This is a genomic window from Mycobacterium sp. NGS19 (genome assembly GCF_059813155.1).
In genome coordinates, this window is sequence record NZ_JCALEB010000002.1 from 435,602 (window position 1) to 457,106 (window position 21,505).

The following is a 21,505-nucleotide window of genomic DNA, read 5'->3' on the forward strand; positions in this document are numbered from 1 at the left end:
AGCCTCCCAGATCGACGCTCAGCCGAGCAGGACGTCCACGTAGCACCACCGCCAGCTCTCGCCCGGCTCGGCCGACCGCATCACCGGATGACCAGTGGCCCGGAAATGCGCGGTGGCGTGCTTGTGGAGGCTGGAGTCGCAGCAACCGACGTGCCCGCAGCTCAAGCACATCCGCAAGTGCGCCCAGGTGGACTCGCCCTGTTCGGAGCACTCCTGGCAGCGGCCGGGGGTCAGCGGCTGCGGCTCACGCGCGCCCGCGGCCGCAGCCAAGTGCTCGCAGGTCTCGGGGGGCTCGGGTGCGCGGCGCCGCATGCTGCTCAAGGATAGGGACGTGAACACGCCGCTGTTGCTGGTCCTCGTCGCGGCCGTGCTGTTGGCGGCGGTGGCTCGGCGCTACAACGTGTCCGCGCCGTTGGCTCTGGTGGTCGCGGGACTGGTAACCGGCTTGATTCCCGGCGTGCCCTCTGTCGAGCTGAACCCCAATTTCGTGTTGTCGGTGATTCTGCCGCCACTGCTGTGGTCGGCCGGCTTGCAGAGCTCCTATGTCGCGTTGCGCAAGAATTTTCGCCCGATCGCATTGCTGGCGGTCGGTCTGCCGCTGGCGACAGCGTTCACTGTCGGCTTCGTCGCGTACCGCACGGTGCCCGAGCTGACGCCGGCGGCGGCGTTGACGCTCGGCGCGATCGTGGCGCCGCCCGACGCGATCGCCGCGCTCGCGGTGGGCCGCCGGCTTGGACTGCCGCGCAAGACGATGACGCTGCTCGGCGGCGAGAGCCTGCTCAACGACGCGACGGCGCTGACCGTCTACAAGGTGGCGCTGGCCGCGGCGATCGGCACCGCGGTCAGCTGGACGCAAGGCATAGGGACGTTCGCACTGGCTGCGGCCGGTGGCGTGGTGGTGGGCGCCCTGTTCGGCGTCACGGTGGACTTCATCCGGTCACGCCTCGACGACCCGCTGGTGGAAAGCGGCATCGGACTGGTGGCGCCGTTCGTCGTGTACCTGGTCGCCGAGGAGATTCACAGCTCCGGGGTGCTGGCCGTCGTCGTCGCCGCGTTGTATCTGGGCCAGCGCTCCACGCACGCCAGCTATGCGACCCGGCTTCAGGACCAAGCGGTGTGGCGGGCCTTGCAGCTGATCCTGGAGTCGTTTGCGTTCCTGCTCATCGGTCTGCAGCTGCCCGGGGTGGTGCGTGAGATGCGCGGGATGCCGGCGGCGACGGTGATCTGGTCGTCGGTGGCGGTGTTCTTGACGGTGCTGCTGGTGCGGATCGCGTGGGTGTACCTGTTCACGTACGTGCCGCGAGCCCTGTTCGCCGGCAAGCGAGAAGGCGACCCGAAGCCCACGCCGGCCCAGGTCTTCGTGTTGGCGTGGGCCGGAATGCGCGGCGTGGTCTCGCTGGCCGCGGCGTTCGCGGTGCCGCTGTCGACGGTGTCCGGTGCGCCGTTCCCGGGTCGGCCGCACCTGGTGTTCCTGACGTTCGTCGTGGTGATCGGCACGCTTCTGCTGCACGGCCTGACGCTGCCGTGGTTGATCCGGATCCTCGGCGTGCAGAGCGACGACGCGCAGCGCGACGCGGTCACGTTGGCGGCGGCTCAAGACCGTGCCGCCCGCGCGGCCGAGGCACGGCTCGAGGAGCTGCTCGCCGAGCAACAGCAGCGCGGCCCCGCCGACGTCCACGAGCATGCGGCGAAGATCCTGCAGCACTGGAACGAGCGGCGCCGCAACGCTGCCTGGGAGCGGCTGGGCCGAAGCGACGAGGAAATCGGCGAGGGGCCGGCCTCGGCGTTTCGCCGCCTGCGGCTGGAAATGCTTGCGGCAGAACGCAAGACGTTCATCGAGGAGCGCGACGCGGGCCGTATCGACGACGAGGTGCTGCGCACGGCGTTGCGTGGGCTCGACCTGGAAGAGGCCACGCTCAACCGCGACTAGGTGGAGTCTTCGCCGAGTTCGGCTTCGAATGCCCGCATCGCGGCGATCAGCGCGGTGAACACGCGATGGGCAGCGGCCAGGTCGTCGTCAGGCAGCTCTGCCATCGCCTCGCGGGTGTGCTCGGCCAGAGGGGCGAAAAAGGCACGGGCGACGGCCATTCCGTGTTCGGCGTACCGCAGCATCACCTTGCGACGGTCGGCCGGGTGAACTTCCCGGCGAATGTGGTCGGACTTGATCATCCGCTCGACCAAATAGGTGATCGCCGCCCCGGATACGCCCATGCGGTCGCGCAGCTCACCGGACGTGAGCGGCTCGCCGGCGCTGTCGGCCACCATCACGTGGAGCAGCGCGCGAAAATCATTAGGGCTCACGCCATGTCGCGCCGCAAACAGCCGGCCGATCTGATCGGATTCGGCAGACAACGCGCGGACGTCGGCGGAGATCTGCTCTTCGAGGTCCGCACGCGCACGCCGCTGTCTGGTCATCGACAGCAGCATACCTTCATTTGCTTAACTGTTAAGTATCTGAAATTATGCTCTCCATGTTCTGGGACAGGCTCGCAGCCGCAGTCACGGGCCGTCGGTCGTGGCTGATCGCTCTGGCCGTCGCGCTGCTCGGTGGCGCCTTGATGGGCTTGGTCGGCAGCAACGCGGCCGGTACTCAGGCGCCGCAATCATTGCCCGCCAACAGCGAATCGGCACACGCCGACGCTGCCGCCGAGCACTTCCCGGCTGGCGACGCAGCAGCGGCGATCGTCGTGGTGACCCGCACCGACGGCGGTGTGCTGAGTCCCGCCGAGCTTTCGGCGGTCGGCTCGGTCGCGGGAACCCCGCCGATCGCGTCGCAGGACGGCAAAGCCGCTATCACCCCGGTGCCGCTGGACCCTGCGCTGTCCGGATTCGCGCTGCGCGACGCGATCGCATCGCTGCGCCACTTAGCCGACGACCGATTGCCGGACACTCTCACCGCGCATGTCACCGGCGGCCCGGCCTTCGGTGCCGACATCGCGAACTCGTTCAGCGGCGCGAACATCACGCTGCTGGTCGTCACGGCACTGGTCGTGGCCCTTCTGCTGATCATCACCTACCGCTCGCCGGTGCTGTGGCTGGTGCCGCTGGCCGCGATCGGGTTCGCCGATCGGGTCGCCAGCGGGGTGGGCACCGCGGTCGCCGGCGCGACCGGGTTGACGTTCGACGGGTCGACCTCCGGCATCACCAGCGTGCTGGTGTTCGGCGCCGGAACGAACTATGCGTTGCTGTTGATCTCGCGGTACCGAGAAGAGCTGCGGCACAACGCAGACCATCGCTGCGCGCTGCGAACCGCGGTTCGCTCAGCCGGGCCCGCGATCGCCGCGAGCAACGCGACTGTGGTCCTGGCTCTGCTCACCCTGCTCCTGGCGGTCATCCCTAGCACGCGAAGCCTGGGTGCGCTGGCTGCGTGCGGGCTCGTAGTGGCCGCGGTGTTCGTGCTGCTGGTGCTGCCGCCGCTGCTGGCACTGTTCGGCAAGCGGTTGTTCTGGCCCTTCGTCCCGCGCCCGGGCAGCGCCGAGACCGTCGACACCGGTCCGTGGCACCGCGTCGCAGAGGCTGTGTCACGGCGTCCGACGTTGGTAGGCGGGGTTGCGATCGTCGTGCTGGCGGTGCTGGCGACCGGTCTTGCAGGCACCAAGATCGGGCTATCGCAGACCCAGCAGTTCCGGGTCAATGCCGACTCGGTGACCGGATTCGACGTGCTCGCAACACATTTCCCCGGCGGCTTCTCGGATCCGACAATCGTCGTCGCCCAGACCGATCACACGGCTGCGGTGCAGCAGGCGATCGACGGCACACCGGGCGTGGTGTCGGCTCGGGTCACCGGCCAGTCACCGACCGGGCTGACCCGGTGGTCGGTGATCGTCGATGCCGCGCCAGCGTCGGATGGCGCATTCAAAGCCGTTGCCGCGCTTCGTAATTCAGTGCATTCAGCAGACCCGAGCGCGCTGGTCGGCGGCTCGGACGCGAAAGCGTTCGACGTGCGCGACGCTGCCGCCCGGGATCGGCTCGTCGTCATTCCGGCGATCCTTGGCGTAGTGCTGCTGGTGTTGTACCTGCTGCTGCGCGCGGCGCTGGCGCCACTGGTGCTGATCGCGGCCACCGTACTGTCCGCGTTTGCCGCGCTCGGACTCGGCGGCTGGGCCAGCATCCACATGTTCGGCTTTCCCGCGCTCGACAACAGCACGCCGCTGTTCGCGCTCCTGTTCTTGGTCGCACTCGGTGTGGACTACACGATCTTTTTGGTCACTCGCGCCCGCGAAGAGACAACCCAGCACGGCACGCGGCAGGGGATGGTGCGCGCCGTCTCGGCAACGGGCGGGGTGATCACCAGCGCCGGCATCGTGCTGGCAGCAGTGTTCTGTGTGCTCGGCGTGCTGCCGCTGATCGTGATGACACAGCTGGGAATCATTGTCGGCCTTGGCATTCTGCTCGACACGTTCGTGGTGCGCACGCTTGTCATCCCAGCCTTGTTCGCGTTGATCGGCTCGGCGATCTGGTGGCCCGCAATCAAATCCGAAGACGCTCCGGCTAGCCGCCCGCGGTCCCGAACAACAAGCCCAGCAGGTAGGTGATGGTGGCCGCGCCGTAGCCGATCAGCAGCTGACGCACCGCGCGGCGCAGCGGCGAGCCGCCCGACAGCAGACCGACCACCGCGCCCGTCGCCAACAAGGTGAGTCCGACCAGCGCGGCAGCGATCACCAACGCGGCGGTTCCGCGCAGGCCCGCGAGAAACGGCAGGACCGGGATCAGCGCACCGGAGGCGAAAAAACAGAAGCTGGACGCCGCCGCCCGCATACCCGTTCCGATCGCCTCACTGCGCTCGGCGTGGCTCTGGCCGCTGTCCGCACTGCCCAGGTGAGGCTGCGCACTGCGCAGGACTTCGTCGGCGTGGGCACTGGCCTGTGCCGCGTCCATGCCTCGCGCCCGATAGATCAGCGCGAGCTCGTTGGCGTCGACGTCCAGCTGCGGCACCGCCGAGCTCGCCTGCGGGTGCGGGATGGACGCGTCCAACAGCTCGCGTTGCGAACTGACCGACACGTACTCACCGGCGCCCATCGATAGCGCTCCGGCGAGCAACCCGGCCAGTCCGGTGGCTAGCACCGTGTGCCCGGACGCCCCGGTTGCGCTGACACCCAGCACCAGCGCCAAGTTGCTGACGAGCCCGTCGTTGGCGCCGAACACCGCCGCGCGGAAGGTCCCCGACAACCGGTCGCGGCCCCGGCTGGCCAGTGCACGCACCACCTCCTCGTGGATGGTTTCGTCGGCCGCCATCGTCGGGGTCGCGTCGACGTGGGTGTCGTAGGCCGACCGGCCCTCGGCACGCTGGGCCAAGGCCAGCACGAAAACCGATCCGAAGTGGCGCGCCAGAAAGCCGAGCATCCGCGTGCGCAGATCTGGGCGGCGCGGCTTGCCGACCTGCGCACCGAGCAGGTCGAGCCAGTGCCGCTCGTGGCGGGCTTCCGCGGCGGCAAGAGCCAGCAGAATCTCGCGTTCCTCACCGCTGCGCCGTTGCGCCAGATCGCGATAGACGGCTGCCTCCGCGCGCTCATTGGCCAAGTGCCGCCGCCAGCGGCGCAGATCGGCCGCGCTCGGGCCTCCCGCAGCATCGCGTCGCGATCGGGCCGACTCGAACTCAGGGTCCATGAGGGCATTGTCGTCCCAGCGCTGACAGCGCCGGTTTTGAACGCCCCAACGACACGACTCGAGCCCAAAACACAGGAAAAGCAAAGGGTTTCACAGCCCGCACATATACCTGCTGATAGGCGGCCCCCCAGGAGCGCAACGGGACTGGCCCGTCGGGCTGCCTGAGCGCCCCTCTCGCTTCCGCCGTTGCGCGTCTTGGGTAAGAGTCTGTGTCAGCACGGCGGCGGCCGGCATCGGGTTGCCGCCGAGATGCATGTTCACCGGTGGAACCAGGCAAAGGAGAACGGGTTGAAGCGTGAATTGATGTTCGGTCTCGCGGCTGCAGGCATGGTGGCCGCGACGCTGGCGGGCTGTTCGGGTGGTAAGTCCCACGACAGCTCGTCGACGTCGTCAGCAGCGGCGGCCGGCCCGGCGGTGATCGTGGACGGGCAGAGTCAGAACGTCAGCGGCCAGGTCAGCTGCATCACCTCCGGGGACAACGTCAACATCGGCATCGGCGACCCGACGAACGGTGTCGGCGCGGTGGTCACCACCGCCAATCCGCCAGCGGTGCACGCGGTGGGGCTCGGCGTGGTCAACGGCGTGACACTGGGCTATTCCGATGCGGCCAACCAGGGCAGCGCGGCCGCATCGCTGAACGGAAAGTCCTACAAGATCACCGGCACGGCGACGGGTTTCGACAGCGGTACCCAGCAGCAGGTGTCGCGTTCGTTCGAGCTGGACGTCACCTGCCCGTAGAGATACTCGCCGGGAACCGGCGAGTCGCCAGCAGAACTCTCAAAGAAAGGAAATCACTGTGTACGTCAGACGAGTAGCCGGCGCAGCGGTAGCCGCCGGAGTCAGCCTATCGGCGATGCTGTGGGGCGCGGGCGCCCCAGCCGTCGCCGAGCCGTGCGGTCAGGGCGGCAACCAGCAGAACTGCCAGCCCGGCCCGAGCGGTCCGGGCCAGCAGGGCAATTCGCCACAAAGCCCACAGGACAGCAACCGCCAAGGGTCTCAGGGCAACTCGCCGCAGAGCCCACAGAATAATGCGCCGCAGAGTCCGCAGGGCAACTCGCAGAGTCCACAGGGCAACTCGGAGAGGCCGCAGAACAATGCGCCGCAAGCGCCGCAAGGCAATTCACCGCAGGCTCCGCAGGACAACAATCGCCAAGCGCCTGAAGACATTTCGCCCCAGGCTCCGCAAGGCGACAACCATCAAGCGCCCCGAGGCAACTCGCCCCAGGCTCCGCAGGGCGACCGGTCTGAGCAGGGGAACCAGCCGCAGGGTCCGCAGGGTAATGCGCCGGTGAACAACGCTCCGCCGTACATCCCGCCCGGGCATTTCGAGCGAGGCAACGACCAGGTCGGCGGACCCCGTGACGCACCGCACGGCTTCAGCACGCCTGGCAACGGTGCGCCGCCACCGCCGCCGGAACGCGGCCCCGGCTGGAACGACGGCCCGGCGCCAGGTGCGCCGCCACCGAACTGGGATGGTCCGCCGCCTGCCGGCGGCTGGGACGGACCGCCGCCGGCAGGGGGATGGAACCGTCACTATGACGGCCCACCGCGCGACGTGGTCGCTGCCCGCGCTGATTTCGGGCCGTTCGACTACAACGGCTACACCGCCATTCCGGTGTTCAACCCGCAGTTCGGCGGCTGGGGATTCTGGTACTTCGGAGTGTGGGTGCCCCTGTTCTGAGGGGATGCGGTTTCCGGCGTCGCGGACCGGTCCGGCTGACGGGCAGTCCGCGGCGCCGGTTTTGCGTATCCGCGAAAGCGCTGGCAGCGACGCCGCCATTCAATAGGATTCTCCGCGGGCACTGGGGACTCAGCGGCCAGTTCCCTTCGGCCCACAAGACCGGGGGTGGCTGCGATGAGGGTCTCGCTGCTGGACGGGTGGCTTCCGTGGGCCCTGCGGGCTGCCGCGTTGTGCGTGGTCCTGTTGGCCATCGGCTGGCGCACTCGGCACTGGCGGACACGGTGGCTTCCGCTCGTCGCCGTCGCCGCAGCCGTCGGTGCTGCCGCCGTCTGGTTTGCGGTGCCGGCCGTGCTGGGCATGGATGATCCACTGCCTGCCGAGGCGCCGGTCTGGGTGGCCGCGCTCCTGTTCGCGGCGCTCATACTCGTCGCGGGCTGGCGCGGCGAGCGGTGGTGGCGACGCGGGCTGGCCGCGCTGGCGGTACTGCTCAGCACGGTGACACTGGCCAACGCGGTCAACGCCGACGTCGGCTACTACCCCACACTGCGCGACGCGTGGTTGTCGATCTCGCATGCACCGATGCCCACTGTGGTGCAACTTTCCCAGCTCAGTGCCGTCTCGCCGAGCACCCGCACCGGGCGCGTCGTCGCGGTCTCGATACCGGCTACTGCCAGCCACTTCCGGCACCGCCAAGAGTTCGTCTACCTGCCGCCGGCGTGGTTCGGCCGGCCGAGGCCGCACCTGCCGGTGGTGGAGCTGATCGGTGGTGTGTTCGCTGCACCCGACGACTGGATTCGCGCCGGGCACGCGGTGCAGACCGCCGACGCCTACGCCGAGCAGCACGAAGGGCGTGCGCCGATCCTGGTGTTCACCGACGCCACCGGTGATGTGGTCACCGACACCGAGTGCGTCGACGGCGCCGCGGGTAACGCCGAAGACCATCTCGTCACCGACATCCCGACCTATCTGAGGGCGACGTTCGACGCCGCGGCGGGGCCGCGGAGATGGGCGGTGGCTGGCTGGTCGATGGGCGGCACCTGCGCGGTAAGCCTCGTGGTGGCACACGCCGCCGATTTCGGCAGCTTTGTCGACATCTCCGGTGATCTCGGACCCAACCTCGGCAGCAGACAAGACACGATCGCCAGATTGTTCAACGGCGACGCGGCCGCATGGGCCGCTCACGATCCGCTCACCGTGATGGCCCGCCACGGCCGCTACCACGACACCGCCGGGCTGTTCGTCAGCGGCACCGCCGAGCCCACCCACCAACGCCACGCCAACCAGCTCGCCGCCGCGGCCCGCCGGGCCGGCATCGCCGCCGAGGTGCAAGTCCTGCCGGGGGAACACACCTGGAAGTTCGCCGCGCACGCATTCGCCTCAGCCCTGCCCTGGCTCGCCGCGCACCTGGAGTCCGACCCTACTCGGTGAACGTTCAGCGGATTCGGCGCAAGCTTTCAGCCTGATCGACAGGAAGGCTGGCTCAATGGCGTTGTGAAAGTAGGAGCGGCGCAGCGGCGGCAATGATCAACCTGCTCTTCGACGCTCCGCCGGCACCGCCGTCCCCCGCGCCGCCTGCACCGTCGTCCCCAGTGCCGCCGGTTCCACCACCGGACTGGGTGCAGGCACGCCACGGCGTCTCTCTGCTCGGCGGGTGGCTTCCCCTCCTCGTCCAGGTCGCCGCCGTCGTCGCGGTGCTGGCCGCGGTCGGCTGGCGATCCCGGCGCTGGCGCCTGGTGTGGGTGCCGGTGAGTGTGGCCGCTGGAGCCGTCGCGGCGTTGGCGGCACGGGCCTACGTCAATTCCGAAGGTCTGGCGTCAGATCCGGCGCCGGTCCAACTATGGCTGTGGACCGCCGTCTTCGTCGCCGCGATCGCGGTGGCCGTCGTCGGGTGGCGCGGCGCCAAGATCTGGCGTCGGGTGGTGTCGGTGCTGACCGTTCCGCTGACGCTGCTGGCGGTGCTGATCACCCTCAACCAGTGGGTCGGCTACTACCCCACCGTCCAGGGGGCATGGAACGCGCTGACCGCGGGGCCGCTGCCGGACGAGGTAGACGCCAAAGATCTTCCCGCACTTCGTAATACGGCGGTGTCGACCGGCAAGTTGGTCAACGTCGACATTCCCGATGACGCCAGCGGCTTCAAGCATCGCAGCGAATACGTCTACCTGCCGCCCGCATGGTTCGACGGCGACACACCACCTCAGCTGCCGGCGGTAATGATGATCGGCGGCGAGTTCAACACGCCCGCCGACTGGATCCGCAGCGGCAACATCATGCCGGTCATCGACGGCTACGGCGCCAGCCACCCCGGGCAGGTGCCCATCTTCGTGTTCGTCGACGCCGGCGGTCGATTCAACAACGACACCGAATGCGTCAACGGCCCACGCGGCAACGCCGCCGATCATCTCATCAAAGACGTTCGGCCCTTCGTTATTTCGCGGTTCGGGGCGGCGCCGGACGCGGCCCGGTGGGCGGTGGTGGGCTGGTCGATGGGCGGCACCTGCGCAGTCGACCTGACGGTGATGCACCCCGAGCTGTTCTCCACCTTCGAAGACATTGCCGGCGATCACGGCCCGACCGCCGGAACCAAGCAACAGACCACCGATCGCCTCTACGGCGGCGACGCGGCGCAGTGGGCCGCCTACGATCCCGCCACCGTCATGGCCAAGCACGGACCTTACCGCGGCGTGGCGGGATGGTTCGAAGACACCATCAAACCACCCGCGGATCAACTGAATTCGGTGGTGGGGCACCTGGGCGCACGCCCGCATTCGGCCGCCCCGCAGGGATTCGGCGGACACGACGAGGGCAAAGACGCCGACCAGGCCGGCGCCGCCCAAGACCTATGCGCAGCGGCGACGAAGGTGAACATCAGCTGTTCGGTGCACAGCCAGGTCAGCTACCACACGTGGCAGTTCGCCGCCCGCGGATTCGCCGACGCCCTGCCATGGATTGCCGCACGGATCATGACTCCGCCCCAGGCCGCCAAGCCGTGACCACACCGGCGCTCTCGACCGGTTGGCCCTTGACGCCGCCCCAGCCGAAGCTGTGCGATGACTGAGTACCGCGACGATTCCCGCTTCGGCGGAGCAGTCAGCACCTGACGGAAACGGGCAGCCATGACCAAGCGCGCCGGCAAGCAGTTGTCCGGCCGCGCCGTACTGGAGGGGCTGATGTCCGCGGACTTGCGTGCGCTCACCGCGTACTCCGAACGCATCGGCCGCTATTTCGCCCAGGGCACCGGCGTCGGCAACAACGATTTTCACGCGCTGCTGCAGATCATGGTCGCCGAGACAACCGGTGAGCCGTTGACCGCGGTCACCCTGCGCCGCCACATGAACGTCTCCCCTGCCACCGTCACCTATCTGGTCGAGCGGATGATCACCGCCGGCCACATCCGCCGAGAACCGGACCCCACCGACGGCCGCCGTGCCCGACTGCGCTACACCGCCGCAGGCATGGCGCTCGCACAGCAGTTTTTCACCCGGCTCGGCGCTCACATGCGCGCCGAAATGGCTGGGCTGACCGACGAGCAGCTCAGTTCCGCACACCAGGTGTTCACGGCGATGATCGCCGCGATGACGGCCTTCGAGGACGAACTCGCCGACATGCGAGATTCGGGACCGACGTCAACCAAAGGCTAACGGCGCCAACCTAACTCGGCTCAGTTCTCCGACGTCATCAACCGCAACGTGCCCCGCGCGTGCTGCCGGATCCGCTGCAGCGCCTCGATCGCCGAGCCGACTGCGGGCAACGTTTGGTCGGGATCGCCGATCCGCAGGAGTCGGATTACAGCCGGGCTGGTGATCACCGACCAGCACACGCCGTGCCGAGCACACTCCACGCTGACCGTTTGCAGCGCGCGCAAGCCGTCTATGCCGACGAAATCGGTGTCGGCCATGTCGAGGATCAGCGCGCCTTGGGTGGGCACCGCCTCGCGCAACCACAAGCTCACCGAGTCGCTGTTGGCGGCGTCGATGTCGCCGCAGACCGTGATGATGGTCAGGGCGGGATCGGACACGCGTGCCCGCAGCCGGGCGCCTCGGCAGCTCAACTCGGCAACGCCGGATCCCGAATCCTCCTGCAGCCCGGTGAGTTTCAACTCGGCCATGGCGCTGGTCCTCATCTCCGCGCGGGACGCCGCGCGTTGCGTCGGCGCCGGCCGAAACGCCGTGGCGGTTCAGATGGCTCCGAAGAAGCCGTTAGATGCCGGCTGCGCTCTCAACCCGCAAGACGCCTCCGCGGCCGCATCTGCTGCCGATGGAGGTGTTTCACAATTTAGTCCTATCCGTCGCCGATGGATAGGTTTCGGACGTTTCTGCTACACGACTGTCAATAAGCAGCGGCGGTCGCTGTTCACCGGCAACTGGGTCCAATCGCGCCGCGCTTGTTCAGGGCTTGCCGAAACCGACTGCCGCCAATGTCCTCTGTCCGGCTTCACCGGTGACGAGATCGACGAATTTGTGTGCCAATTCTGGATTCTCGGACTGCTTGAGGACGGCAATCGGATAGGTGTTGACCGCTGCCGCAGCTTCAGGGAACCCCACAGCGGTGACCTTGCTGCCCGCGGCTTGCGCGTCCGTCACGTACACGACGCCGGCGTCGGCCTGTCCTGTCGTCACCTTGTTGAGTACGTCGGTGACTTGCGATTCTTCGCTGACGGGATTCAGCTGCACACCGGTGGCCTGCTCGACTTTATGAGTGGCCGACCCGCAAGGCACCTGCGGCGCACACACCACTACCGACAAGCCGGGTCGTGCCAAGTCCCGGAAAGAGCTGATCTTCTTCGGATTGCCCGGGGCCGCAACGATTGTCAACGTATTCGAGGCGAAGTTCACCGGGCTCCCGGACAGCAGGCCGGCCTGGGCAGCTTTGTTCATGTTGTTGGTGTCTGCCGAGGCGAATACGTCAGCCGGAGCGCCCTGGGTCAACTGGGTGACCAGATCCGACGACCCGGCGAAAGAGAATTCGACGTCGGCACCGGGGTTGTCCGTCTTGAATTGTTCGCCTATCTGGGTGAATGCCTTTTTCAGCGATGCTGCAGCGAACACGACGATTCTGCCGCTGTTCGACGACGAGGGCGCGGAAGTGTCCTTCGACGACCCGCACCCGGCGAGCAGCCCGACCACCATGAGTAGCGCCGCAGGCCATCGAGCCGCCCATGTCATGATTTTCCCCCTGGATCATCGGACGTCACGGCTGTCCGGGCAGGAGTCGCACCATCAGGCCGTGCGCCTCGGCGAGCAGCGCACCGTCGCCGTCGGTCAACTCCGCGGACACGAACGCCTTGCGACCTTCGGTCGAATCGACCCGGCCGCGCACGGTCAACGGCTGGTCGACCGGAGTCACCTTGCGGTAGTCGACATGCAGGAACGCCGTACGGCTGATGGGCCGGTTCGCCGCATGCACGACCATGCCGAACAGCCAGTCGAACAGCAACGGCAGCACGCCGCCGTGTACGGCGTTGTTCCCGCCCACGTGGTATCGGGTGAACTGTCCGCGCATTTCGACACCGTCGGACTGATAGCGAGTGAGCACCCACGGCGGCAACAGCAGGCTGCCCATCCCGGGCAGTTTGGGCGAGCGGCCGGCCGGGGCCACGCCCTCCGGCGCGACAGTGGGCGCCAACAGCTCGACGAGCTCTTCGGCCCGATCAGCCGCCTTGTCCCAGTCATCCTCGGAGGGATTGGCCGACACCGCAAGGTCTTGCAGCCGGCGCATCGCAGTGACGAATCGGACAAAACCCGGCGGCGGGTCGGTGGCCTCGTAGTCGGGGAATCCGCCGTGCTTGCGGTAGTCGGGATCCATCGGCTCGCTGCTCATGCGCCCGTCCGCAGAATGTCGCGCCGGACGATGGTCTGGTCGCGCCCCGGGCCGACGCCGATGCACGAAACATGCGCCCCCGCAAGCTCTTCCACGCGCAGCACATAGTCGCGGGCCTTGGCTGGCAGGTCGTCGAACTCGCGTGCTCCGGAGATGTCCTCCCACCACCCGGGCAACTCCTCGAAAACCGGTTCGGCGCGCATGAATTCACTCTGTGTCATCGGCATCTCGTCGACCCGCTTGCCGTCGACCGTGTAGGCGACGCACACCGGAACCGTCTGCAAGCTGGACAGCACGTCGAGCTTGGTCAGGAAGTAGTCGGTGATGCCGTTGACGCGCGTCGCATAACGGGCCACCACCGCGTCGAACCAGCCGCAGCGTCGGCGACGGCCGGTGGTGACGCCGAACTCGCCGCCGGTCTTGACCAGATACTCGCCGTGCTCGTCGAACAACTCGGTGGGGAACGGCCCGGACCCCACTCTCGTGGTGTAAGCCTTGAGGATTCCGAGCACCGCGGTGATCTTCGTAGGACCGATGCCCGACCCCACGCACGCGCCGCCGGCCGTCGGATTCGACGACGTGACATAGGGATACGTGCCGTGGTCGACGTCGAGGAGGGTGCCCTGCGAGCCCTCGAGCAACACGGTCTCTCCGCGGTCGAGGGCGGTGTTCAGCAGCAGCCGGGTGTCGGCGATGCGATGCGCGAATCCTTCGGCCTGCCGTAGCACCGTGTCGACGACGGTGTCGGGGTCCAGCGCCTTGCGGTTGTAGATCTTGACCAGCACCTGATTCTTGAATTCCAGTGCGGCTTCGACCTTTTGGGTCAACAGTGCCGGGTCGCGCACGTCGGCTACCCGGATACCCATGCGCGCGATCTTGTCCTGGTAACACGGTCCGATGCCACGTCCGGTGGTGCCGATCTTCTTGTTGCCGAGGTAGCGTTCGGTCACCTTGTCGATGGCGACGTGGTACGGCATCAACAGGTGCGCGTCGGCCGCGATCAGCAGCCGCTCGGTGTCCACGCCGCGCTCCTCGAGTCCGCTGAGCTCCGACAGCAGAACTCCGGGGTCGATCACCACGCCGTTGCCGATTACGTTCGTGACGCCCGGCGTCAGAATGCCCGATGGGATCAGGTGCAGCGCGAAATTCTCGCCGCTGGGCAACACCACGGTGTGCCCGGCGTTGTTGCCACCTTGATAGCGCACCACCCACTGGACGCGGCCACCGAGCAGATCAGTGGCCTTGCCCTTTCCTTCGTCGCCCCATTGGGCGCCGATCAGGACGATTGCCGGCATGGCGTAGTCTCCCGCTGAAATCGTGGTGCAGCCGGTGACCCACCCTATCCGAGCAATGCGCAGGAGTTTCGCTTTGACTGGCGATGAGCGCTCGCGCGAAGAGCAGAAAGATACCGCCGTCGCTGTGCTGGCGTTCGACGGCCGCTCTCTGCCGTGGGTGCTGCGCGAGCTGCCTGTCGCCGACGTGGACGACATCGAAGGCGCGGCCCGGTCGTATCGCCGGCTGATCGTCGTCGGCTCGGACGCCGACCTCGCCACAGTGCTGACGACGCTGCTGCGCACCGAAAACCTGGACGTGGAAATCGGATTCGTGTCGGCACACCGGTCGCCGGCCACTCGCGCCTACGGGCTGGCAGCAGGCCGGCGCGGCGCCCGACGGGCGTTGCGCCGCGCAGCGCAGCGGGTGCCGCTGATCCGCGACGACACCGGCCACGCGATCGCCGGCGCGGCGATGTGGCGCGGCGCCGACGGCTTGTTGCACGGTGAAGCGGTGGTCGACGACACCACGCTGTTCGACGGCGACGTGGCCTGGGTGCGGATCGAGCCGACGGCCTCGATGCCCGGCCTGCGGGCGGCGGTGGTGACGGCGCGCGGTGAGCGGCGCCGCTGGGTCACCGGCCGCGCGGCCCAGCTCGGCACTACCGGTGCGGTGGTCGCCCGTGACGGTGTGGCCGCAGCACGCACGGTGCGGCGGTCGACGTTCTATCGGCATGTCAAGGGTTGGCTGCTCGCACGGTAGAACCGGCAAGCCCGCGCACGGCAGGTAGTTTTCGTGGGGTGAACATCCGTCCGCTGCAGCAATCGGTGCGGCCCAGCCCGATTTTCTTGGCCATCTGCGCGACCACTGTGCTCGGCGGCGTCTTGGCGTGGCTCGCCGAGTCGTCCCGCACGCCGCTGGCGTATGCCGGGGTGTTCGTGTTCGTCATCGCAGGCTGGCTGGTGTCGCTGTGTCTGCACGAATTCGCGCACGCCTTCCTCGCGTGGCGCTACGGCGACCGCGACGTCGCGGTCCGCGGCTACCTGACCTTGAATCCGCTGCGTTACAGCAACCCGCTGCTGTCGCTGGGTTTGCCGATCCTGTTCATCGCGCTCGGCGCAATCGGGCTGCCCGGCGGCGCGGTGTACGTGCGCACCTCGTGGATGAAGCCCTGGCGACGCACGGCCGTCGCGCTGTCCGGCGCGGGCGTCAACGCGGTGCTGGCTGTGCTGTTGCTTGTTCTCACCGCAGAGTTCGCGGACCTCGGGCATGCGGTGTTCTGGTCCGGCATGGCGTTTCTGGGCTTCCTGCAAGTGACCGCGGTCGTGCTCAACCTGCTGCCGATCCCGGGGCTCGACGGGTACGAGGCGCTGGAGCCACACCTGAGTTACGAGACCCAGCGCGCGCTCGAGCCGGCCAAACAGTTCGGCTTTTTGGTGGTGTTCATCTTGCTGATCGCGCCACCGCTCAACCACGCGTTCTTCTCGATCGTCTACCAACTGTTCGAGCTGTCCGGCGTGCCGAGCATCCTGGCGGCGTGGGGCAGCCAGCTGACGCGGTTCTGGTCCGCGTGGTTCTGACCTAGCGACGTAGGCCTTGCGACATATGCGCGGCGGCGCATAGATTGCGGGCATGGGCGCAGGTCACGACCACAGAGCAGCCGACGCCCGCCTGTCCCGGATGGTTGCCGCGGCCGCTGTGCTGACCGTGTTCTTCGCCGTCGAGCTGACCACGGCGCTGCTGATCGGCTCGATCGCACTGCTTGCCGATGCGGGTCACATGCTCACCGACCTGGTCGCGCTGTTCATGGGACTCACGGCCCTGGTGCTCGCGCGCCGCGGCAGCAGCTCGCCCGCACGCACCTACGGCTGGCACCGCGCCGAGGTGTTCACCGCGGTCGGCAACGCGGTGCTGTTGCTCGGCGTCTCGGCGTTCATCCTCTACGAGGCGTTCGAACGGCTCGGCAACGCACCGGAAGTGGCCGGCGTGCCGATGATCGTCGTCGCGGTGGCGGGCCTCATCGCCAACGGTGTCGTGGTGCTGCTGCTGCGGTCCAGCTCGCGGGAGAGCCTGGCCGTCAAGGGGGCGTACATGGAGGTCGTCGCCGACACGGTCGGCAGCCTCGGTGTGCTCGTCGCGGGCGTCGTCACCGTCACCACGCACTGGCCGTACGCCGACGTCGTCGTCGCGGTGTTCGTCGCGCTGTGGGTGTTGCCGCGCGCACTGTCGCTGGCCCGTGCGGCGTTGCGCATCCTGTCCGAGTCGTCGCCCGCCCACATCGACGTCGACGAACTGCGCGCAGCCCTCCACGGCGTCGACGGCGTGCTCGACGTCCACGATCTGCACGTCTGGACCCTGGTACCGGGTAAGGACATGGCGACCGCGCACCTGACGAGCTGCGACGACTCGGCGCGAGTGCTTGCCGACGCGCGCGCGGTGCTCGCGGCACGGGGGCTGGAGCACGCGACGGTGCAAGTGGAGCCGCCCGAGGACGCCGACGACTGTCAGACCCAGACGGACTGGTGACTCAGAGCCCGAGCTTGCCGCGGGCGCTGGGATCGCAGTCGTCGAGCAGATCCAGGCAGCGCTGGTACTCGTCGGTCTCGCCGATCGTGTCCGCAGCCCGGGCCAGCGCGGCCACGCATCGCAGGAAACCGCGATTCGGCTCGTGGTCGTAGGGCACGGGGCCGAAACCCTTCCAGCCGTTGCGGCGCAGTTGGTCCAGCCCCCGGTGGTAGCCGGTGCGCGCGTAGGCGTAGGCGGTGATCGCCTTGTCGTCGGCCAGGGCGTCTTCGGCCAGCTGCGCCCACGCGACCGACGCCGCGGGGTGAGCCGCCGCGACGATCGCCGGGTTCTCGCCGGCAGCCAGCTCGGCCTCGGCCTGCGGGTCGCCGGGCAGCAGAACGGGGTCGGGTCCCAACAAGTCGCCGAACTGAGTCATGCGCCCCATTGTGCCGTGCCGCCTTCGACGCTTCGCCAGCCTGACCGGCACCGCCCGCACGAGTCGTTAAGCTTCCGCGGAGACAACCCGTCGCCCTCGTGACAACCAGAGGACAGCCACACCCATGTCGAACCCTTCGGGTCCCGGCCAGGACGCCACGCCGGACGAAACCGCGGCCGACGACCGCCAGGACCGGGCCGAAGAGCCGCCGTCGGAGCATCCGACCGAGGCGATCAGCACCGCCGACCCGCAACCCGAGTTCGACACCGCCGAGCCCACCGAGGTGCTGTCGGGCCACGACGACGAGCCGACGCAGCGGCGCTACAGCGCGCCGTCGAGTTTCGACGCGCGGTCCACGGAGATCATCCGCACCGCCCCCGAGCCGGTGACCGAGGTCATCGCCGCCCCCGGTCAACCGAGACCCATTGGGCCGCAATCGATCCCGCCACGACCGGACGTTGCGCGGCACCGCAGCTGGGGTCTGGTGCTCGCGCTGGCGCTGGTGATCGCCGCGCTTGCCGCGATCGCCGTGCTGGGCACCATCTGGCTGACGCACCGGTCCTCGTCGAAGGCCTCTCAGGAAGACCTGGTGCGCCAGACGATCGAGGAATTCGACACTGCGATCCAAAAGGGCGACCTGGCTCAACTGCGCAGTATCACCTGCGGCGCCACGCATGACCGCTACGCCAACTTTCCCGACGACGACTGGGCCGCCACCCATCAGCGGGTCGCGGCCGCCAAGCAGTACCCGGTGGTCGCCAGCATCGACCAGGTGGTGGTCAACGACAAGCATGCCGAGGCCAACGTCACCACGTTCATGGCCTACGCGCCGCAGGTGCGGTCGACCCGCAGCTTCGACCTGCAGTACTTGGACGACCGCTGGAAGATCTGCGACGGGCCAATCGGTTAGGCGCGAGATCGCCGGCTCAGCCGGCGGTCACCGAACGGCCGGCGCTGCGCAGGTCGTTGCAGGCTTCGACCACGCGTTCACTCATCGCCGCTTCAGCCTTCTTCATGTAGCTGCGCGGGTCGTAGACCTTCTTGTTGCCCACCTCGCCGTCGACCTTCAACACCCCGTCGTAGTTGGTGAACATGTGCCCGGCGACCGGCCGGGTGAACGCGTATTGGGTGTCGGTGTCGACGTTCATCTTCACCACGCCATAGCGCAGAGCCTCTTCGATCTCGGATTTCAGCGAGCCGGAGCCGCCGTGGAACACGAAGTCGAAGGGCTTGCTGTCCGGCGGCAGCCCGAGCTTGGCGGCGGCCACCTGCTGCCCCGTCGCGAGGATGTCGGGCCGCAGCTTGACGTTGCCCGGCTTGTACACGCCGTGGACGTTGCCGAATGTGGCGGCCAGCAGGTATTTGCCGTGCTCGCCGGCGCCTAGCGCGTCGATGGTCTTCTCGAAGTCCTCCGGCGTGGTGTACAGCTTCTCGTTGATCTCGTGCGCGACGCCGTCCTCCTCGCCGCCCACCACGCCGATTTCGATCTCGAGGATGATCTTCGCGGCCGCGGTCTGTTTCAGCAGCTCTTTGGCGATGGCCAGGTTCTCGTCGATCGGCACTGCGGAGCCGTCCCACATGTGCGACTGGATCAGCGGGTTGCCGCCGTCGGCCACCCGCTGCTGGGAGATCTTGAGCAGCGGCCGCACGTAGCTGTCGAGCTTGTCCTTCGGACAGTGGTCGGTGTGCAACGCCACGGTGATGGGGTACTTCTCGGCGACGACATGCGCGAACTCGGCCAGCGCCACCGCCCCGGTGACCATGTCCTTGACACCAAGACCCGAGCCGAATTCCGCTCCGCCCGTTGAGAATTGGATGATGCCGTCACTGCCGGCGTCCGCGAAGCCCTTCAGCGCAGCGTTGATGGTCTCCGACGACGTGCAGTTGATGGCCGGAAATGCGAACTCGTGCTGCTTGGCGCGGGACAGCATCTCGGCATAGATCTCGGGCGTGGCGATGGGCATGGGGTTCCTTTCGCCGTGGTCAAGGCGCTGCGGGAATGTCCCTGAAGTATCCCACCGGAAGCGACGGTATGTTGGGTCGTCATGAGCACGACGCTCGCGGCGTTGCCGGCAATCATGGACCCGTGGACTTACATCGGGCCCAACGGCCTGTTCGCGTCCGCGATCCTGCCCGGCATCCTGGTCATCGTCTTCATCGAGACCGGCCTGCTGTTCCCGTTCCTGCCCGGTGACTCGCTGCTGTTCACCGGAGGGCTGCTCGCCGCCAAGGGGACGCTCGACATCTGGACCCTGGCGATCGCAGTGCCGCTGGTGGCAATCGCCGGTGACCAGACCGCGTACTTCATCGGACGCCGGATCGGCCCCGCGCTGTTCAAGAAAGAAGATTCCCGCTTCTTCAAGAAGCACTACGTGACCGAATCACACGAATTCTTCGAGAAATACGGGCCGTTCACGGTCATCCTGGGCCGCTTCGTGCCGTTCGCGCGGACGTTTGTTCCGGTGATCGCGGGTGTCTCGAAGATGCGCTACCCGCTCTTCTTGGGTTTCGACATCATCGGCGGATTCGCCTGGGGCGCCGGCGTCACGCTGGCGGGCTACTTCCTGGGCAACATCTCCTTCGTCAACCGTCACCTCGAGCTGATCATCCTCGGGATCGTGTTCGTGTCCATCCTGCCGGCGCTCATCTCCGTCGGACGCGGGCTGCTGGCGCGCCGGCGGGCAGCCAAGGTGGAGTAGGCCGCTACGCTGTCGGCCTTCTCGGCCTGCCATGACGATCGGCTTCATGGCGAGAATCGGTAACCATGCGGTTGTCCTCGGTGCGAGTATGGCGGGCCTGCTGGCCGCGCGGGCGCTGGCTGACTTCTATGTCACCGTCACGATCGTGGAGCGAGATGTGTTACCTGACAGCGTCGCTCACCGCCGCGGGGTGCCGCAGGGCCGTCACGTGCACGGTTTGCTGCCGCGGGGTGCCCAGGCATTCGAGGAACTGCTGCCTGGCGTACTGAGCGAACTGACTCGCGACGGCGCACGCTATTTCGACGGCAGCGACATCTCTCGGCTGTACTACAACCTCAACGGGCACCGGATGGCCCCGACGGGTTCGGCGCCTAGCTTCACCGCATACTTGGCCAGTCGTCCGTTTCTGGAGCAGCACATCAGAGACCGAATCAGAGCGATTCCCAATGTCAGCGTGGTGCAGGGCCACGACGTGGCGGGCCTGACGGCGGTGCCATGGCGGGTCACCGGCGTGCGGACGGTGAACCGGCAGAGCCGCGAGGAGTCAATTCTTTCGGCCGATCTCGTGGTCGACGCAACGGGCCGTGGTTCGCGCACACCGTCATGGCTTGCGGCTCTAGGGTATTCACGTCCCGCGGAAGAACACGTTGTGGTGCAGCTGCGCTATTCGACGTTGTGGCTGCGGATGCCCGCTGATGCCATGCATGAAATGGGTGCTCTGGTTGGTCCGGTGCCGGGCCGCCCGACCGGACTGGGCTTGCTCGGCTGCGAGAACAACACGTGGTTGCTGACGCTCCAGGGGATGGCCGGGGTCGAGCCGCCCACCGACCCCAGCGAAATGTTCGATTGGGCGGGGAAATTCGCGCCAAACCATATTCTGGATGTGCTCCGCACCGCCGAGCCGATCAGTGAGGTGGCACAGCATCGATTCCCGTCGAGCCAATGGCGCCGCTATGACAAACTGCGCCACTTCCCTGAGGGGCTGTTGGTTACCGGTGACGCGGTCTGCAGCTTCAATCCGATCTACGCCCAAGGCATGACGGTGGCCGCTTTGCAGGCATTGGCCTTGCGCGACTGCCTCACACGCGGGACGACGGGTCTGGCGCGGCGGTATTTCCGCGCGACGGCCAAGCCGGTACGCCAGGCCTGGCAGTTGGCGACGGGCGGCGATCTTGCTCTGCCCGAGGTCCGCGGTGAAGAGCGTTGGCCCGCAAGGCTGTTCAACAGCTATGTCCAGCGCGTGCTCACCGCAACCGAATATGACACCGCCGCGGTGGATCAGTTCAGCCGAGTGACGTCACTGTTGGATCCGCCGACCCGGCTGCTTAGACCGGCGACGCTGTGGCGTGCCGCCGCCGCGAATTATCGGCATCCGCGTCGCCAGCCGGCCGATGAGGCAAGACCTATCGCTGTCGTGCAGTAGGTAGCTCGCTGTCGTCTGTCAAGGTCGGCGGGTGAATCTGTGGATGGATTCCCGACTGTGGA

Annotated in this window: 22 protein-coding genes; 13 read left to right on the plus strand and 9 right to left on the minus strand. The window is 67.6% G+C overall.

Going from position 1 to position 21,505, the window contains the following annotated elements; all coding sequences use genetic code 11:
* Positions 1–18: 18 nt before the first annotated feature.
* The gene (locus AC5Y4N_RS07470; protein ID WP_499905436.1) at positions 19–312 is read right to left on the minus strand and encodes a UBP-type zinc finger domain-containing protein; all 294 of its coding nucleotides are present in this window, start codon (positions 310–312) and stop codon (positions 19–21) included.
* A 19-nt stretch (positions 313–331) separates the two neighbouring features.
* Between AC5Y4N_RS07470 and AC5Y4N_RS07475 the strand changes: the two genes are divergently transcribed.
* Positions 332–1,930, plus strand: a complete 1,599-nt coding sequence (locus tag AC5Y4N_RS07475) for a Na+/H+ antiporter (protein WP_499905433.1) — start codon at positions 332–334, stop codon at positions 1,928–1,930.
* Here the strand turns inward: AC5Y4N_RS07475 and AC5Y4N_RS07480 are convergent.
* A complete protein-coding gene (locus AC5Y4N_RS07480) occupies positions 1,927–2,415 on the minus strand; it encodes a MarR family winged helix-turn-helix transcriptional regulator (RefSeq protein WP_499905429.1) in 489 nt (162 codons plus the stop codon). The two genes, AC5Y4N_RS07475 and AC5Y4N_RS07480, sit on opposite strands and share 4 nt — an antisense overlap.
* 56 nt (positions 2,416–2,471) lie before the next feature.
* Between AC5Y4N_RS07480 and AC5Y4N_RS07485 the strand changes: the two genes are divergently transcribed.
* The gene (locus tag AC5Y4N_RS07485; RefSeq protein WP_499905427.1) at positions 2,472–4,535 is read left to right on the plus strand and encodes an MMPL family transporter; all 2,064 of its coding nucleotides are present in this window, start codon (positions 2,472–2,474) and stop codon (positions 4,533–4,535) included.
* Here AC5Y4N_RS07485 and AC5Y4N_RS07490 read toward each other — a convergent pair.
* The gene (locus tag AC5Y4N_RS07490; protein ID WP_499905424.1) at positions 4,492–5,607 is read right to left on the minus strand and encodes a VIT1/CCC1 transporter family protein; all 1,116 of its coding nucleotides are present in this window, start codon (positions 5,605–5,607) and stop codon (positions 4,492–4,494) included. The two genes, AC5Y4N_RS07485 and AC5Y4N_RS07490, sit on opposite strands and share 44 nt — an antisense overlap.
* A gap of 288 nt (positions 5,608–5,895) precedes the next feature.
* Here AC5Y4N_RS07490 and AC5Y4N_RS07495 point away from each other — a divergent pair, with 288 nt between their 5' ends.
* The 5 genes from AC5Y4N_RS07495 (at position 5,896) to AC5Y4N_RS07515 (ending at position 10,929) form a co-directional block, all read left to right on the plus strand.
* A complete protein-coding gene (locus AC5Y4N_RS07495) occupies positions 5,896–6,345 on the plus strand; it encodes a lipoprotein LpqH (protein WP_499905420.1) in 450 nt (149 codons plus the stop codon).
* 58 nt (positions 6,346–6,403) lie between these two features.
* On the plus strand, positions 6,404–7,288 hold the full coding sequence (locus AC5Y4N_RS07500) for an MAP_0585 family protein (RefSeq protein ID WP_499905417.1): 885 nt from the start codon (positions 6,404–6,406) through the stop codon (positions 7,286–7,288).
* Between the two features lie 174 nt (positions 7,289–7,462).
* Positions 7,463–8,716 (plus strand): alpha/beta hydrolase, encoded by a 1,254-nt coding sequence (locus tag AC5Y4N_RS07505; protein ID WP_499905414.1) that lies wholly within the window; start codon positions 7,463–7,465, stop codon positions 8,714–8,716.
* 92 nt (positions 8,717–8,808) lie between these two features.
* Positions 8,809–10,281 carry an alpha/beta hydrolase gene (locus AC5Y4N_RS07510; protein WP_499905409.1) on the plus strand — a complete coding sequence of 491 codons (1,473 nt, stop codon included), beginning with the start codon at positions 8,809–8,811 and terminating at the stop codon, positions 10,279–10,281.
* Positions 10,282–10,404: 123 nt separating this feature from the next.
* A complete protein-coding gene (locus AC5Y4N_RS07515) occupies positions 10,405–10,929 on the plus strand; it encodes a MarR family winged helix-turn-helix transcriptional regulator (protein WP_499905405.1) in 525 nt (174 codons plus the stop codon).
* A gap of 20 nt (positions 10,930–10,949) precedes the next feature.
* Here the strand turns inward: AC5Y4N_RS07515 and AC5Y4N_RS07520 are convergent, their stop codons facing one another.
* From AC5Y4N_RS07520 to AC5Y4N_RS07535, 4 genes are all read right to left on the minus strand, one after another.
* Positions 10,950–11,396 (minus strand): STAS domain-containing protein, encoded by a 447-nt coding sequence (locus AC5Y4N_RS07520; protein ID WP_499905403.1) that lies wholly within the window; start codon positions 11,394–11,396, stop codon positions 10,950–10,952.
* A gap of 280 nt (positions 11,397–11,676) precedes the next feature.
* Positions 11,677–12,453 (minus strand): molybdate ABC transporter substrate-binding protein, encoded by a 777-nt coding sequence (modA, locus tag AC5Y4N_RS07525; RefSeq protein ID WP_499905401.1) that lies wholly within the window; start codon positions 12,451–12,453, stop codon positions 11,677–11,679.
* A 25-nt stretch (positions 12,454–12,478) separates the two neighbouring features.
* The gene (locus AC5Y4N_RS07530; RefSeq protein ID WP_499905398.1) at positions 12,479–13,108 is read right to left on the minus strand and encodes a PaaI family thioesterase; all 630 of its coding nucleotides are present in this window, start codon (positions 13,106–13,108) and stop codon (positions 12,479–12,481) included.
* Positions 13,105–14,403, minus strand: a complete 1,299-nt coding sequence (locus AC5Y4N_RS07535; RefSeq protein WP_499905396.1) for an adenylosuccinate synthase — start codon at positions 14,401–14,403, stop codon at positions 13,105–13,107. The genes AC5Y4N_RS07530 and AC5Y4N_RS07535 overlap by 4 nt, the downstream gene beginning before the upstream one ends.
* Before the next feature lie 55 nt (positions 14,404–14,458).
* Here AC5Y4N_RS07535 and AC5Y4N_RS07540 point away from each other — a divergent pair, with 55 nt between their 5' ends.
* The 3 genes from AC5Y4N_RS07540 to AC5Y4N_RS07550 are packed head-to-tail and all read left to right on the plus strand — an operon-like array spanning position 14,459 to position 16,906.
* Complete coding sequence (locus tag AC5Y4N_RS07540) at positions 14,459–15,142, plus strand: peptidase M50 (RefSeq protein WP_499905393.1); 684 nt, start codon at positions 14,459–14,461, stop codon at positions 15,140–15,142.
* A gap of 38 nt (positions 15,143–15,180) precedes the next feature.
* Entirely contained in the window at positions 15,181–15,960 is a 780-nt protein-coding gene (locus AC5Y4N_RS07545; RefSeq protein ID WP_499905389.1) for a site-2 protease family protein, read from the plus strand.
* Between the two features lie 52 nt (positions 15,961–16,012).
* The gene (locus AC5Y4N_RS07550; protein ID WP_499905385.1) at positions 16,013–16,906 is read left to right on the plus strand and encodes a cation diffusion facilitator family transporter; all 894 of its coding nucleotides are present in this window, start codon (positions 16,013–16,015) and stop codon (positions 16,904–16,906) included.
* A gap of 1 nt (position 16,907) precedes the next feature.
* Here AC5Y4N_RS07550 and AC5Y4N_RS07555 read toward each other — a convergent pair whose 3' ends face one another.
* On the minus strand, positions 16,908–17,321 hold the full coding sequence (locus tag AC5Y4N_RS07555; RefSeq protein ID WP_499905383.1) for a DUF3151 domain-containing protein: 414 nt from the start codon (positions 17,319–17,321) through the stop codon (positions 16,908–16,910).
* A 124-nt stretch (positions 17,322–17,445) separates the two neighbouring features.
* Between AC5Y4N_RS07555 and AC5Y4N_RS07560 the strand changes: the two genes are divergently transcribed.
* Entirely contained in the window at positions 17,446–18,231 is a 786-nt protein-coding gene (locus AC5Y4N_RS07560; RefSeq protein WP_499905380.1) for an Rv0361 family membrane protein, read from the plus strand.
* Positions 18,232–18,247: 16 nt separating this feature from the next.
* On the opposite strand, the gene fbaA is transcribed toward AC5Y4N_RS07560, so the two are convergent.
* Positions 18,248–19,285, minus strand: coding sequence for a class II fructose-bisphosphate aldolase (gene fbaA / locus AC5Y4N_RS07565; RefSeq protein ID WP_499905377.1), 1,038 nt, complete (start codon positions 19,283–19,285; stop codon positions 18,248–18,250).
* A gap of 81 nt (positions 19,286–19,366) precedes the next feature.
* Here fbaA and AC5Y4N_RS07570 point away from each other — a divergent pair, with 81 nt between their 5' ends.
* Together AC5Y4N_RS07570 and AC5Y4N_RS07575 are read left to right on the plus strand one after the other, a co-directional pair.
* Positions 19,367–20,020 carry a DedA family protein gene (locus AC5Y4N_RS07570; protein ID WP_499905374.1) on the plus strand — a complete coding sequence of 218 codons (654 nt, stop codon included), beginning with the start codon at positions 19,367–19,369 and terminating at the stop codon, positions 20,018–20,020.
* A gap of 46 nt (positions 20,021–20,066) precedes the next feature.
* A complete protein-coding gene (locus AC5Y4N_RS07575) occupies positions 20,067–21,443 on the plus strand; it encodes an FAD-dependent oxidoreductase (RefSeq protein WP_499905371.1) in 1,377 nt (458 codons plus the stop codon).
* Positions 21,444–21,505 lie beyond the last annotated feature (62 nt).

What these genes read in the sequence shown, in the direction of transcription:
- AC5Y4N_RS07470 (WP_499905436.1), bottom strand. Translation starts at nt 312, where the DNA reads ATGCGGCGCCGCGCACCCGAGCCCCCCGAGACCTGCGAGCACTTGGCT.
- AC5Y4N_RS07480 (WP_499905429.1), bottom strand. Translation starts at nt 2,415, where the DNA reads ATGACCAGACAGCGGCGTGCGCGTGCGGACCTCGAAGAGCAGATCTCC.
- AC5Y4N_RS07485 (WP_499905427.1), top strand. Translation starts at nt 2,472, where the DNA reads ATGTTCTGGGACAGGCTCGCAGCCGCAGTCACGGGCCGTCGGTCGTGG.
- AC5Y4N_RS07490 (WP_499905424.1), bottom strand. Translation starts at nt 5,607, where the DNA reads ATGGACCCTGAGTTCGAGTCGGCCCGATCGCGACGCGATGCTGCGGGA.
- AC5Y4N_RS07505 (WP_499905414.1), top strand. Translation starts at nt 7,463, where the DNA reads ATGAGGGTCTCGCTGCTGGACGGGTGGCTTCCGTGGGCCCTGCGGGCT.
- AC5Y4N_RS07510 (WP_499905409.1), top strand. Translation starts at nt 8,809, where the DNA reads ATGATCAACCTGCTCTTCGACGCTCCGCCGGCACCGCCGTCCCCCGCG.
- AC5Y4N_RS07515 (WP_499905405.1), top strand. Translation starts at nt 10,405, where the DNA reads ATGACCAAGCGCGCCGGCAAGCAGTTGTCCGGCCGCGCCGTACTGGAG.
- AC5Y4N_RS07520 (WP_499905403.1), bottom strand. Translation starts at nt 11,396, where the DNA reads ATGGCCGAGTTGAAACTCACCGGGCTGCAGGAGGATTCGGGATCCGGC.
- modA (WP_499905401.1), bottom strand. Translation starts at nt 12,453, where the DNA reads ATGACATGGGCGGCTCGATGGCCTGCGGCGCTACTCATGGTGGTCGGG.
- AC5Y4N_RS07530 (WP_499905398.1), bottom strand. Translation starts at nt 13,108, where the DNA reads ATGAGCAGCGAGCCGATGGATCCCGACTACCGCAAGCACGGCGGATTC.
- AC5Y4N_RS07535 (WP_499905396.1), bottom strand. Translation starts at nt 14,403, where the DNA reads ATGCCGGCAATCGTCCTGATCGGCGCCCAATGGGGCGACGAAGGAAAG.
- AC5Y4N_RS07540 (WP_499905393.1), top strand. Translation starts at nt 14,459, where the DNA reads ATGCGCAGGAGTTTCGCTTTGACTGGCGATGAGCGCTCGCGCGAAGAG.
- AC5Y4N_RS07550 (WP_499905385.1), top strand. Translation starts at nt 16,013, where the DNA reads ATGGGCGCAGGTCACGACCACAGAGCAGCCGACGCCCGCCTGTCCCGG.
- AC5Y4N_RS07555 (WP_499905383.1), bottom strand. Translation starts at nt 17,321, where the DNA reads ATGACTCAGTTCGGCGACTTGTTGGGACCCGACCCCGTTCTGCTGCCC.
- AC5Y4N_RS07560 (WP_499905380.1), top strand. Translation starts at nt 17,446, where the DNA reads ATGTCGAACCCTTCGGGTCCCGGCCAGGACGCCACGCCGGACGAAACC.
- fbaA (WP_499905377.1), bottom strand. Translation starts at nt 19,285, where the DNA reads ATGCCCATCGCCACGCCCGAGATCTATGCCGAGATGCTGTCCCGCGCC.
- AC5Y4N_RS07570 (WP_499905374.1), top strand. Translation starts at nt 19,367, where the DNA reads ATGAGCACGACGCTCGCGGCGTTGCCGGCAATCATGGACCCGTGGACT.
- AC5Y4N_RS07575 (WP_499905371.1), top strand. Translation starts at nt 20,067, where the DNA reads ATGGCGAGAATCGGTAACCATGCGGTTGTCCTCGGTGCGAGTATGGCG.